The organism is Marinomonas sp. G8-14 (assembly GCF_055808935.1).
The window spans coordinates 2,499,954-2,512,181 of sequence record NZ_CM147891.1 but is presented as its reverse complement, the minus strand read 5'-3'; the positions used below and the strand labels follow the sequence as shown (position 1 = coordinate 2,512,181).

The following is a 12,228-nucleotide window of genomic DNA, read 5'->3' as shown; positions in this document are numbered from 1 at the left end:
ACGCTTTTAGGGCCTGTAGCTCAGTTGGTTAGAGCATCCGACTCATAATCGGCAGGTCCCCAGTTCAAGTCTGGGCAGGCCCACCATATAAAATAAGCCCCGATAGGTTAGTGAAAACTGACTTATCGGGGCTTTTTTATTGCCTGCGATTTGTGGGGCTTTAGCCAATGATGTTCTCTCTAAGTTAGGTCTGTTTCTTCAGTTCTAGTTGGTTTGCCCGATGATGTTTTTTAATACTGTGGGTATTAAAATGTCCTCCAAGATAAACTGTTTGGTAAGATCTCGCGTTTTTTGTTTAGTGCTGTGAGTGCTGGCGTTAGAGTTTTAGACCGAGTGGTCGTGTTTTTATCTGACCAGCGCTACGCTCTTGATTTGCGCCCAGAGTGTCTTTCCTGTCACCAAGACTAAGTGATCAACGGATCGGTAGGTCAGCCTTGCAATAAGCGTGTTTTGCTCTGTCTGTAAGCGGACTAACGCCATGGCTGGGTCTTTGTCGGCAACAATATCTAGCACGGTGACGAGCAGTTTGTTTAATATACTGGAGTCGTCATGGGGCGAGAGCGTTAGGCTGACGTCGGTAGCGAGTATGCGTACTCGAATGGTTTTTCCTATGTCGTCGCCATTGTTGCGAATCCATAATTCGCTTCCAGCGCAATTGACCTTTGATAAGTGCCAGCGATTGTCTTGTTCAATAATCTGGCCTTGCCAGAGGACGCTGGTGTCATTATTCATTAGCAGTGGCGATTTAAGCTGTGCAAACACCTCCTCGATCGCGCCTTGTGTTGCGACCTTTCCATCCTGCATTAGCACCACGTGATCCGCCAGACGCATGACTTCTTCGACCGAATGGCTGACGTATAAAATCGGTGTTTTAAGGGTGGATTTAAGCTTTTCGAGGTAAGGCAAAATCTCTTGTTTTCTGGCGTTATCTAACGAAGCCAACGGTTCATCCATGAGTAACAATGTCGGTTGAATCAATAATGCGCGCGCAATGGCAACCCGTTGTTTTTCTCCGCCAGACAGCTGTTGTGAATTATTCGCCAGTACGGATTCGATGCCCATTAAGTCGATGATTTGGTCATATAAACCCGCTGGTAAGGGAATGCCGCTGCGTTTAATGGCGTACTCTAAATTGCCCTTCGCGGTTAGGTGAGGAAAGAGGCTCGGTTCTTGAAACACATAACCTAATGGTCGTTTATGAGTCGGCAAGAAAACAGTGTCGCTTTGCCATGTTTCGCCCTTCATCACAAAATGCCCTTGCTGTGCTCGTTCTAGCCCTGCAATACAGCGTAGCAGGGTGGTTTTGCCTGAGCCTGACTCGCCAAAAATCGCCGTTACGCCACTGTCTGGAAGGATGAGGTCGACATTTAAGGCAAAGCGAGAGTGTGGGTGTTGTAAGTGAAATTTGGCGTACAGCCCTTGTTCTGTCTTGTTTGTTTTTTCTAGGCTGTTGGTGTTTTGTGTAGTCGTACTTTGTTTCAGCATTGTTATTTCGCTCCCCATAGAGTGTTTTTCCGTTGGAAGCTATACAGGCTGAGCAACACCAGAAAAGAAAAAATGATCATGATGGCGGCGAGTTTATGAGCTTGATCATATTCCAAGGCCTCAACGTGGTCGTAGATTTGCACAGACACAACGCGAGTTTGACCAGGGATATTGCCACCTATCATTAAGACAACGCCAAATTCGCCGACCGTATGGGTAAAACCTAAGATGGCTGCGGTAATAAAACCCGGTTTGGCGAGTGGTAAAACAATGGTAAAAAATCGATCCCAACTGTTGGCGCGTAAGGTAGCGGCGACTTCTAGTGGACGCTCTCCAATGGCTTCAATGGCGTTTTGTATGGGCTGTACGACAAAGGGCAGGGAATAAAATACCGAGGCTACGATCAGTCCCCAGAAGGTAAAAGGCAGGGTGCCGATGCCGAGTTCTTGAGTTAATTGACCAATGAAACCGTTTGGGCCCATAGCGATCAGTAGATAAAAGCCTAATACGGTGGGAGGTAATACCAGAGGTAAGGCAACAATGGCACTGATTGGCCCTTTCAAACGTGAGTGGGTACGTGCCAGCCACCAAGCGATTGGCGTGCCAATTAGTAATAGAATAATCGTGACCGTGGTCGCCACTCTAATAGTGAGCCAAATGGCTTCTAAGTCTGACGCAGAAAGCATGTTGTGATGTTATTCCGTTTTATAGCCGTAGGAGTGAATGATGCGACGGGCTTTGTCACTGCGTAAATAGTCAAGTAAATCTTGTGCAGCAGCGCTGCTTGCGGCGCTTTTTAATAAGACGGCATCTTGGCGTATTGGACTGTATTGATTCGCGGGGATGATCCAGCTTGAGCCTGATTTAATATGCCCTTGGCTCATAATTTGTGACAATGCCACGAATCCTAGGTCTGTATTCCCTGTGCTAACAAATTGATAGGTTTGCGAAATGTTTTCGCCCATGACCCATTTTGGTTGGGTGGCCGTGGTTAGACCAAGACCTTCCAGCACTTCCATGGCGGCCACGCCATAAGGCGCCAGTTTTGGGTTGGCTAATGCGACTTTATTAAAGTCACCGTTTTTTAAACGGTCCTCATTATTATGAATGAAATCCGCTTTGGCTGACCACAAGGCCAGCGCACCAATGGCGTAAGTAAAACGACTGTTTGGAACGACCAGTCCGGCTTTCTCTAAAGCATCCGGTTTGTTTTGGTCGGCGGATAAAAACACCTGAAAAGGCGCGCCGTGTTGAATTTGAGCGACGAATTTACCTGAGGAGCCAAAGGTGAGTGCCACTTTGTTGCCTGACTCTGCCTCGTATTGTTTGGCAATGTCTTTCATGGCGTCTGTGAAATTGGAAGCGACAGCAACATACACTATTTCCGCGTAGAGGGAAGGGCTGACCAGTAAGCCGCCAAACAGTAGAGCGCTGAATAGACGCAAGAAGCGCATGAAGGCATCCTTATCGAATTGTCGTGGATAGGGCTGATATTGATGCGTTGTATATTGCGTTATACAGTCAGGTGGCGCAAGTCTGCGGTATTTTCTATTTATCTTCTCTCTGTTTATTTTCTAAATAGGCCTCGATATCGATGTCGTCTATTTGGCTGTCTGGTAAAAATTTCTGTGCGTATTTTAAATAGGTTTTACTGGTTAAAAAGAAACGGAACATCTGTAGGTCAAGGTGACCTTCTTGGCACATTTTGTACATGATATCGATGGTAACACTGATGGGGTTGCCTGTTTTGTAGGGGCGATCTGACGCTGTGAGTGCTTCGAATACATCGGCGATCATCAGTACTCTGTCTGGAATACTCAGTTGTTCTGCGCTGAGTTTGCGTGGGTAGCCTTGGCCGTCCATTCTTTCGTGGTGAGTGGAAGCGTAATGAGGGACTCGACTGAGGCTCGGGTGGAAAGGGCAGACTTTCAAGCATGGTGATGGTGCTGATGATGTGTTCATTGATTTTAAATCGATCTTCTTTGGTCAGTGTGCCTTTGGGTATGGTGAGATTGTAGATCTCACCTTGGTTATATTGGTGTTCTGGTACAGCCATTTTTATGCCTAATAATGGATCAAATGTCATTTCTTTGAAACGTGGAATAATGTGCTCAGGTTTATCCGATAATAGATTTTCTGTTATGCCTTGCTGTGCTCTCTCTTCATGATTTAGATCGACTGTTTGGGTTTGTGTGGTTCGCATGGTTTCTTCTGCGGGCGATAAGCCTAAGCGGTCGCTAAAGTGTCGTGTCCATGTCTGTGTGCCAATGTCTCTGACTTTTTGTTGGTCTGCTTCACTCATGAACTCGCTACCAAGGTTGGCTTTGGCAATAAAAGCAAATTGTTCCTGTAAGGCGGTTTGACGTTCTTGCCAGACTTTTAAAGCCGCCTCTGGGTTTTGTTTTTCCATGTGCACTGCATGTAAATACGCTATTTCGGCATCCCGCCATAGGACCTCAAAACGAGTGCGGATTTCATGAATACGATTATAGAGGCATTCCAGTTTGGAGCCCTTGTCCATAATGTGTTCAGGCATGGTGATTTTTCCGCAATCGTGCAGCCAAGCCGCAATGCGAAACTCTAAGCGTTCATTGGCATTGGCGAATTGGAAATCTTTATAAGAGCCTCTTGGGTTTGTTCCAGGGCCTCAGACAGCATTAATCCCAGTTCTGGTACTCGATAACAATGACCGCCTGTATGAGCCGATTTATTATCAATAGCTGTAGCAATCAGGCGGATTAAGGCCTCTAAAAATTCTTTTAAGCTCTCCTCATGTTGTTTGATATCTTGTGACATGGCGACAAAGGCGTTAGACAGTTGCCAGATTTCTTTGATGTGTGAATCGGTGAATGTGACATCGTCAAATTGACGTTGTTTTATCTTCTCGGTTTCGCGTTGTAATTGTCTAATAGGGCGCACGATGGGAGCGCTGAATAGCCAGATAATAGGCAATAGAACGACCATGACCAGAGCACTAAACAGTGCGGAATGGAGTGCTTCTTCGGTGGCGTGTTGAAACAATAGGTCTTTAGGCAAAAGCATGGCTAGGTATTGTCGATTCAATATGTCATTACCGATGGCGGTGACAAACACATAATATTGCTGATTGTCTTCTTTTTCGATCAGCATGGGTTGTTGTGCATTTGGGTCATTGGCTAGGTCGATTAAACGTTTGAGGGAAGTACCAAGGTAATCCTGTAAAGATGGAATAGGAGGTGTTTTGTCTGAGTCATGGAGTCTACTATTTGAGGCGAGAATGTTGCCATTTTGGTTAAACAAGACCGCTTGCTCTTGGCCATTTAAAAACGTTGATGAAGACAACGTCAGTTGATCTGATAGGGAAGAGAGCAGTATGTCTAAGCCAACGACCTGTTCGGTATTGCGGATTCTTTTGGCATAGGTCTGCCCCGATATTTGTAAGTGCTGAAAAAGATAGGCCTCCGTTTTATATATGTGGTTTTGCTCTGATGCCACAAACCATGGTCGTTTTGTGGGGAAGAAATGGCTGTTTTCAGTCTTTTGATGATTTAAACGCAAGGTATCAGAATAGTAATAAGTGCGGCGTAGCCGTTGTTCTCCGAGGCCTGAAATATCGACCGCGGCCCAACGGTCATCCGTTTGAGCTCCCATTCGTTGTCTTATGTCTTTGGCTGAGTCCAAGTTAACGATTTGAAAAAAGTTCTCTTGTTTGTCACCAATATAAAGGCTGTATAGCTCTGGCCGTTCTCGTAAAAATGCGCTTAATAGGCTAGTTTTGTCTTCAATAGTGGCGCCTGATAAGTCTGAAACGATGAGTTCTGCTAGTAGGTTAACGGTTTGTGTGGCGTCTTTCTCTAGGCCGTGAACACTATCTCTCATATGAGCTGACAGTAAATTCATATTAGACAGCATGTGAGTAACGGCTATATTTTTACTGGCATTGTATTGTAGCGAAATAGCGATACCTGCGGTAATCACAATGGCCATCAGGAACATATTGGCAACGAGTATTTTGATAGGGAAGCGTCTGAACGTAGGCTTTTTAATCGTCACTATTTTCTTCCATGGTCTATGGGTTGAGTTGGTGTAAACGGGACGCTGTCGTCTTTTAATAGAAGTTGAACTTGAGGTTTTTTGCAAATGTTTAGCTAGTATAATGGACGTTTTTTACGGGTTTATGAAAAGAAAGGTTTCTTATTCGTTTTTCTTATATAAGTTAATGATTTTTCCGTCTTATCCATTTGGTCAGCATTTTGTTAAGATGGCCCTAACGTATCGATTTTCTGTTTCTAGGTAGCAGGAAAGACGATGTTCTATAAGTGATTTTTTAAGGTTTTCCTCCATGTTGTATCCCATTCTTAACTTAGCGGTGTTCGCTTTGTTAATCGCGTTGTTGTTTAAATTACAAAAAGCCAAAAAGACCTTATCCACGCAAGTATTTACTGGTTTGGGTTTGGGTGTGGTGTTTGGTGCGGCGTTGCAATTCATCTATGGTGTTGACAGTGCAGCTAATAATGAGACGTTAGAGTACGTGAGCATTGTTGGCTATGGCTATGTTAGCTTGCTAAAGATGATCATTATGCCGTTGATTTTGGTGTCGATTATTGGTGCCATTGTGAAGGTAAAAGACACGGGCTTCTTTGGGCAAAATGTCTGGCTCTATCATTGGTATTTTGCTGGCGACGACAGCAGTGTCGGCTTTAATCGGCGTGTTTGTGAGTAACCTATTTGGTTTGTCTGCAGAAGGTATCGTACAAGGCGCTCGTGAAATGGCACGAGGCGCGGCGTTAGAAACTCGTTTAGAAGGGTTGGCTAGTGTATCCTTTGCTGACATGATTACCTCTTTCTTTCCAGGTAATCCTTTTGCTGATTTAGCGGGAAGTCGTCCTACTTCTACTATTGCTGTGGTTATTTTTGCTGCTTTTGTGGGTGTGGCTGGTGTGACTGTTGCGCGTAAAGAGCCAGAGTTAGGAGCAAGTTTCGAACGTTTTGTTGATGTAGCTCAATCTATCGTTAGAACCTTGGTGCGTATGGTGCTAAGCCTTACGCCATACGGTATTCTTGCTTTGATGACCAAGGTGGTTGCTGGGTCCAATGTGTCTGATATTTTGACCTTGTTAAACTTTGTCGTAGCGTCTTATGTGGGCTTGGCACTTATTTTAGTGATGCATCTATGCTTGTTGGCGTTTAACGGCATTTCACCCCTTCGTTACTTTAAGAAAGTTCTACCGGTATTGTTGTTTGCTTTTACGTCTCGCTCAAGTGCAGGAACGATTCCGCTGAATATCGATACTCAGGTGAAGCGTCTTGGAAACGGTGAAGGTGAATCGAATTTTTCGGCTTCATTTGGTGCCACTATGGGGCAAAATGGTTGCGCAGGTTTGTATCCAGCCATGCTCGCTGTGATGATTGCACCAACAGTGGGGATTAACCCATTAGATCCGAGTTTCATTATTTCATTGATTGCTATTGTGACTATCAGCTCATTTGGTATCGCAGGTATTGGTGGGGGCGCGACATTTGCAGCCTTGATCGTGCTGTCTGCCTTAGATATGCCAGTTGCGTTAGCTGGTTTATTAATATCTATCGAACCTTTGATCGATATGGGGCGTACTGCTGTGAACGTTAATGGTGCAATGACAGCCGGGACTATTACGTCGAAGTGGTTAGGACATTCAGACGCAGGTTTGTTTGCACGCGATGAAGAGCCAGAGTTAGAGCTGAAAAACAGTTAGTTCCATTTCAGACTGTAAAGCATAAAAAACCACCTAAGCGGTGGTTTTTTTATGCTGTTTACTTAGTTTTTACGCGATGAGTAACGACTAATTGTCGCTGCTTGGTTTGCGGTTACGGCGAGCAGGGGCTAGCGGTTTACTGCGCAGTCCTGGACCTGGTGTCACTTCGGCTTTCGGCGCTGGGCGACGATTACCTGACTTGGGCGCATTGCCTTGTCTTGCGCCACCTTGTTGATCGCGTGGTGCTTTGGGTTTTTTCGGCTTGTTTGGTTTAATTGGACGTGTATCTAGTGTTGTATCTGGCAACATGTGCGTTGGTATGAAGTCGTCTTCGTAACGGCGTTCAATAAGCTTCTGAGTCAAACGCTCAATAGCGCGTAATTGATCTAACTCGTCAGCAGCAACTAATGAAATCGCTTTTCCTGTCGCGCCAGCGCGTCCTGTACGGCCAATACGGTGAACGTAATCTTCTGCTACATCTGGTAAGTCAAAGTTGACCACGTGAGGCAGTTGTTCAATATCCAATCCACGTGCCGCGATGTCTGTCGCCACAAGAATGCGAATGCGGCCTTCTTTAAAGTCAGATAGGCACTCGAGTACGTGCGCCTTGGCTTTTGTTGCCGTGAATGGCGCTGGCACGAATGCCAGCGTCTTCGAGTTGTTTGGTGATCTTATTGGCGCCGTGTTTGGTGCGTGAGAACACCAAGGCTTGGTCCCAACGTCCCTCGGAAATCAATTGAATCAATAGTTCCGTTTTGCGTTTCTTATCGACAGGGTGCAACCACTGTTCAACAGACACGGCCGTGGCATTGCGCGGCGTCACAGAAATCTCGATAGGGTTGTTTACCAAGCCCTTAGCAAGTTGACGAATTTCAGGTGAAAAGGTCGCAGAAAACAAAAGGTTCTGGCGTTTCTTCGGCAGAATCGCAAGGATTTTTTTAATGTCATGAATAAAGCCCATGTCGAGCATGCGATCTGCTTCATCCAATACCAGTATTTCGAGCTTGTCGAATTTCACCGCGTTTTGGTTGTATAGATCCATCATACGACCAGGCGTAGCGATCAAAATGTCCGCGCCGCGACGCAGTGCCATCATTTGTGGATTGATCTTCACGCCACCAAAAACCACAGTAGATTTTAGAGCAAGATGACGTCCGTAATCTTTTACACTTTCCGCCACTTGGGCTGCCAGTTCTCGCGTTGGTGTTAAGACCAATGCACGAACTTGATTGCCTTGTGCGTGTTCGCCTTTGCTAAGCAGTTCAAGCAAGGGTAAGGTAAATCCAGCTGTTTTACCTGTGCCGGTTTGAGCTGCGGCCATCACATCTTGACCTTCAAGGATAGCGGGTATAGCCTGAGCTTGTATTGCAGATGGCTCAGTATAGCCTTGGTCTTCAATGGCTTTTAAGATGGGGGCAGAAAGCCCAAGTTTGTTGAAACTCATAGATGTTCTCATGTTATATCAAAGGCAGGCGCAAAGCTGAATGGTCAGGTTATGCAAGAATTGTGCGAAGCTTACCTTATATCTGATGCACATGCTATGTACTATCAAGTCAAACTCTTCTAACGTCCACTGAGACCGCTAATTGTTGGGAGCCGCCGCCCTCAAAAATGACGCCTTGCAATGGCGTGACATCCGAATAGTCTCTGCCCCATGCGGTAACGATATGCTGTTCATTTGGCATTAGATCGTTCGTAGGATCAAATTCTACCCAGCCAAAATCCGGTGTGAATATTGCGAACCAAGCGTGAGAAGCGTCTGCACCGACCAGTTTTTCTTGCCCCGGTGGGGGCAAGGTTTCTAAGTAACCACTCATGTAGCGAGCTGGAATGCCAACCGAGCGCAAGCAGCCGATGGCTAAATGGGCAAAGTCTTGACACACACCACTGCGTTGCTTTAGCACTTGTTCGAGAGGAGTGGCAACGGTTGTGGTGCTAGGGTCGAATTTAAATTCGCTGAAAATTTTGTGAGTAAACGCCATCGCGGCTTGTAAAACAGGCTCATTATCGGCAAATGTGCTTTGAGCGTACGCTTTTAAATCCTCTGAACGGCGAATTTGTGGTGAATCTAATAAGTATTCTTTCGCCATCCGCAGTTCTGGCGTGTTGGGTGCGTTTAACATGGCCCGTAACTCACCGCAACTGAGCGTACTTTGTGTTTGCCATTCGAGCACGTTAAGTGACGTGATTTCAAAGTCGGTTGTGACGTCAATTACCAGTTTTTTATGTGCTTCTTGAATCGAAAAATAGAAAGTTTGATTACCAAAATAATCCTCCCCATCGTTTTGATACACGGGGGGCGGATTAATCTGTATTTTCTGATGAAGACAGCGTTGGTTTCGGGTGTCGCGCGGCAGTAGATGTGCCATGTTATAGCACAAGCTGACAGGCGCACCGTAAGTGTATTCTGTAATATGGCGAACGCGATATCTCATAGGCGAGTTCCTTTGATTGCGTCGGTCAATGATTGAGGGCCAGCAGTATGATCAAAATACTTGTCACTAATGAGTACCGTGAATTGCTCTAGTTGTTCTAGAAGCTCGGTCATTAAGGCTTCTAATTTGACACGGCTTTGTGCTTTTTCATCGACTTTAGCAAGGTCTTCTAAATCGGCAAGTTGAATGTCGTTTAACGACTTGATGATAATTTTATGCTCAGGGCTGGTTCTCGCAGTTGCACTGTTGTTACGTGGTAATTCGATAATGTACTTGCGTAATTGATCTACTTGATACAATAAAGAGCGTGGGTTGGTGCCGTCAATCATCAGCAAATCCAGTCCGTAGGCAACCCGAGGCTCTGTTACGGTAGCGGCGACGGAAGGAAATAAGGGCTTCCACACTTAATAAAACCGATTCTAAAATTTGTTGCTGAGGTGCTGACGGTAGTGGTTTGGTCAGGGCGGAACGAAGCAGGGTTGCGGTTTGAAGCGCGCGCTCTGTGCGGCGACCAATTTCTTGGAAAGTCCAATCGAGACCACGCAACATACTTTCATGATTTAAACCAGACAATGCTAATAGTGAGGTAACAAGGCTGTCTAGAGATTCTTCTGGTGCAGAAGGTAAGCCATTGGTGTAGGCGCGATCCAATTCATGAATGTGATCACGCAACTCGTTAATAATGATACGAGTGTCCGCAGACAGCATTTCTTTGACTTGTTCACTGCAGCTAAGCATGGCTTGTAGGTTGGCTTTTACGGAACCTGCTCTACTGCCATCGGTGATAATAGATACTAATTCGGCTTCAGGGTGAGCAAGCATGTCATCATCAGCTTCCATGAAACCCGGTAAACAGCTGGTTTGCGTAGAGGCCATTTCCAGCAAAGTGCGTTGGCTTTCTTTGGGGAGAGGATCTACGCCGTTCATTTGCTTAAAAATGGTACGCAGCAAACGCATGCTGATTTCAGCACGTTCGGCGTAGCGTCCCATCCAGAATAAGTTTTCAATTACTCGACTAGGTAGGTTGGACTGTAATGCTTCATCGTGTAGAAGAACCTGTTCGATTTGATGAGAGGTTTGTTCTTCTGGCTCGGCTGCCAGTATCCAAGTGTCTTTACTTTTTGAGCGACTAATATTCGAGACAATGGCTTCTTGAGACGATTCGCCAGTGCGTGATAACCCTCCAGGCATCACCGTGTATCCCGTTGGGTTAGACACAGTAAAAGCACGCAAAATACTCGGACGAGCTTGTATTTTGCCGTCTAACCAAATGGGGGACATGGACCCGGGGACATAGCTTTGCGCCACATAAAAGTGAGGATGTTTTTTGATCTTTTCTATCAGGCTAAGCTTTTGTTTTTCTGTCAGCGTGTGACCATAGGCACTGCTACTGTCATGGCGACGAATGGCCGGTTTAATAATTAAACTTTGTATGTTGGCAAGGACGTAATGGAAATCGTCATGGTCACCGCACCACCATGTCGCCACGGAAGGAATAGTTAGTTGCTCTCCCATCAAGAATTCACTGATGGCCGGTAAAAATTTAATTAAAGCAGGAGCTTCTAAAATGCCACTGCCTAACGGGTTGGCTAACACGACGTTGCCTGCTCTAACTACTTCTAGTAAGCCTGGTACGCCAAGAAAGGAGTCTGCTCTTAGTTCTGCTTGATCGCAATAGGCGTCATCTACACGACGTAAGATAACATCGACACGTGCCAAGCCGTTGAGCGACTTCATCCATACAGCGCCATTACGTACCGTTAAGTCACTGCCTTGAACAAGGGAAAAGCCTAGGTAGTTTGCAAGATACGCTTGTTCGAAATAGGTACTGCTTAATGCTCCAGGGCTGAGTACAACGATACGTGGCGTGTCTGTCCATTGGCTTGCTAACGACGATAACATGCTTTTGAAAGATAAAAAGAAGCCAGCAAGTCGACGTACTTGGCTGTCTCGGAAACTGTTAGGAATCACACGTGAGACGACAGCACGGTTTTCCAACGCATAACCCGCACCATTAGGTGCTTGGGTTCTGTCCCCAATGGCTTGAAACTGTCCACTTGGATCACGTACCAAATCTACTGCGTGTAGCAATAGTTGGTGAGCACCAGGTACAGTTACGCCATGGCATTGGCGTAAAAAGCCCGGATGACTAAAAATGATTTCAGAAGGAATGATGCCGTTTTTCAGTAACTCTTGTGAACCATAAAGATCTTTTAATAAGAGATCGAACAAGGTTGAGCGCTGTGCTAAACCTTGTTCGATAGTAAGCCATTCTTCGGTTTGAATAATATTCGGAATAAGATCCAGCGACCAAACACTGGGAGTGAGTGGGTCGCTGCTTAAATTATAGGTGGCGCCATCTTCACGAAGGATACGCTGGGCACGACGCTGTCTATCCAGCATTTCCTCATTGGTAAGACTTTCCATGTGACTCATGATGGATTCCCAATGAGGGCGAGGTTGGCGATCTTCCGTGAAGGCCTCATCATAAGCATGCATAGGAGTATCATAGGCGGAAGATAACGTCGGTTTCTCATCGATTACCGACGTTAAAAAAGTACCTGTTTGAAATTGCATAATGTGCTTGAGCCTAA

Annotated in this window: 10 protein-coding genes, 1 tRNA gene and 2 pseudogenes; 3 read left to right on the top strand and 10 right to left on the bottom strand. The window is 45.7% G+C overall.

What is annotated here, in order from left to right:
* Window positions 1-9 precede the first annotated feature (9 nt).
* Window positions 10-86 (top strand) — tRNA-Ile (locus AC0L6V_RS12855).
* Window positions 87-345: 259 nt separating this feature from the next.
* Here the strand turns inward: AC0L6V_RS12855 and modC are convergent.
* The 6 genes and pseudogenes from modC to AC0L6V_RS12825 form a co-directional block, all read right to left on the bottom strand.
* Entirely contained in the window at window positions 346-1,485 is a 1,140-nt protein-coding gene (gene modC / locus AC0L6V_RS12850; RefSeq protein WP_265218337.1) for a molybdenum ABC transporter ATP-binding protein, read from the bottom strand.
* Window positions 1,486-1,487: 2 nt separating this feature from the next.
* A complete protein-coding gene (gene modB / locus AC0L6V_RS12845) occupies window positions 1,488-2,171 on the bottom strand; it encodes a molybdate ABC transporter permease subunit (protein WP_265218338.1) in 684 nt (227 codons plus the stop codon).
* Between the two features lie 9 nt (window positions 2,172-2,180).
* Window positions 2,181-2,939 (bottom strand): molybdate ABC transporter substrate-binding protein, encoded by a 759-nt coding sequence (modA, locus tag AC0L6V_RS12840; RefSeq protein ID WP_265218339.1) that lies wholly within the window; start codon window positions 2,937-2,939, stop codon window positions 2,181-2,183.
* A 94-nt stretch (window positions 2,940-3,033) separates the two neighbouring features.
* Window positions 3,034-3,348 (bottom strand): HD-GYP domain-containing protein, encoded by a 315-nt coding sequence (locus AC0L6V_RS12835; protein WP_418138333.1) that lies wholly within the window; start codon window positions 3,346-3,348, stop codon window positions 3,034-3,036.
* A 115-nt stretch (window positions 3,349-3,463) separates the two neighbouring features.
* Window positions 3,464-3,571: pseudogene (locus AC0L6V_RS12830) on the bottom strand (hypothetical protein); the annotation flags it as partial.
* A gap of 494 nt (window positions 3,572-4,065) precedes the next feature.
* Window positions 4,066-5,517: a hypothetical protein gene (locus tag AC0L6V_RS12825; RefSeq protein ID WP_418138332.1), complete on the bottom strand. Its 1,452-nt coding sequence runs from the start codon at window positions 5,515-5,517 to the stop codon at window positions 4,066-4,068.
* A gap of 289 nt (window positions 5,518-5,806) precedes the next feature.
* On the opposite strand from AC0L6V_RS12825, the gene AC0L6V_RS12820 reads away from it, so the two are divergent.
* Both AC0L6V_RS12820 and AC0L6V_RS12815 read left to right on the top strand, forming a co-directional pair.
* Window positions 5,807-6,187 (top strand): cation:dicarboxylate symporter family transporter, encoded by a 381-nt coding sequence (locus tag AC0L6V_RS12820; RefSeq protein WP_418138331.1) that lies wholly within the window; start codon window positions 5,807-5,809, stop codon window positions 6,185-6,187.
* Window positions 6,114-7,199, top strand: a complete 1,086-nt coding sequence (locus AC0L6V_RS12815; RefSeq protein ID WP_265218344.1) for a cation:dicarboxylate symporter family transporter — start codon at window positions 6,114-6,116, stop codon at window positions 7,197-7,199. The genes AC0L6V_RS12820 and AC0L6V_RS12815 overlap by 74 nt, the downstream gene beginning before the upstream one ends.
* Window positions 7,200-7,286: 87 nt before the next feature.
* Here the strand turns inward: AC0L6V_RS12815 and AC0L6V_RS12810 are convergent.
* The 4 genes and pseudogenes from AC0L6V_RS12810 to AC0L6V_RS12795 form a co-directional block, all read right to left on the bottom strand.
* Window positions 7,287-8,643: pseudogene (locus AC0L6V_RS12810) on the bottom strand (DEAD/DEAH box helicase).
* A 109-nt stretch (window positions 8,644-8,752) separates the two neighbouring features.
* Window positions 8,753-9,634: a transglutaminase family protein gene (locus AC0L6V_RS12805; RefSeq protein ID WP_265218346.1), complete on the bottom strand. Its 882-nt coding sequence runs from the start codon at window positions 9,632-9,634 to the stop codon at window positions 8,753-8,755.
* A complete protein-coding gene (locus AC0L6V_RS12800) occupies window positions 9,631-9,963 on the bottom strand; it encodes an alpha-E domain-containing protein (RefSeq protein ID WP_418138330.1) in 333 nt (110 codons plus the stop codon). The genes AC0L6V_RS12805 and AC0L6V_RS12800 overlap by 4 nt, the downstream gene beginning before the upstream one ends.
* Window positions 9,956-12,211 (bottom strand): circularly permuted type 2 ATP-grasp protein, encoded by a 2,256-nt coding sequence (locus tag AC0L6V_RS12795; RefSeq protein ID WP_418138329.1) that lies wholly within the window; start codon window positions 12,209-12,211, stop codon window positions 9,956-9,958. The genes AC0L6V_RS12800 and AC0L6V_RS12795 overlap by 8 nt, the downstream gene beginning before the upstream one ends.
* Window positions 12,212-12,228: the final 17 nt, after the last annotated feature.

Excerpts from the sequence above, each read along its gene's own strand:
- modC (WP_265218337.1), bottom strand. The coding sequence starts at position 1,485 with ATGCTGAAACAAAGTACGACTACACAAAACACCAACAGCCTAGAAAAA.
- modB (WP_265218338.1), bottom strand. The coding sequence starts at position 2,171 with ATGCTTTCTGCGTCAGACTTAGAAGCCATTTGGCTCACTATTAGAGTG.
- modA (WP_265218339.1), bottom strand. The coding sequence starts at position 2,939 with ATGCGCTTCTTGCGTCTATTCAGCGCTCTACTGTTTGGCGGCTTACTG.
- AC0L6V_RS12835 (WP_418138333.1), bottom strand. The coding sequence starts at position 3,348 with ATGGACGGCCAAGGCTACCCACGCAAACTCAGCGCAGAACAACTGAGT.
- AC0L6V_RS12820 (WP_418138331.1), top strand. The coding sequence starts at position 5,807 with ATGTTGTATCCCATTCTTAACTTAGCGGTGTTCGCTTTGTTAATCGCG.
- AC0L6V_RS12815 (WP_265218344.1), top strand. The coding sequence starts at position 6,114 with ATGTCTGGCTCTATCATTGGTATTTTGCTGGCGACGACAGCAGTGTCG.
- AC0L6V_RS12805 (WP_265218346.1), bottom strand. The coding sequence starts at position 9,634 with ATGAGATATCGCGTTCGCCATATTACAGAATACACTTACGGTGCGCCT.
- AC0L6V_RS12800 (WP_418138330.1), bottom strand. The coding sequence starts at position 9,963 with ATGATTGACGGCACCAACCCACGCTCTTTATTGTATCAAGTAGATCAA.
- AC0L6V_RS12795 (WP_418138329.1), bottom strand. The coding sequence starts at position 12,211 with ATGCAATTTCAAACAGGTACTTTTTTAACGTCGGTAATCGATGAGAAA.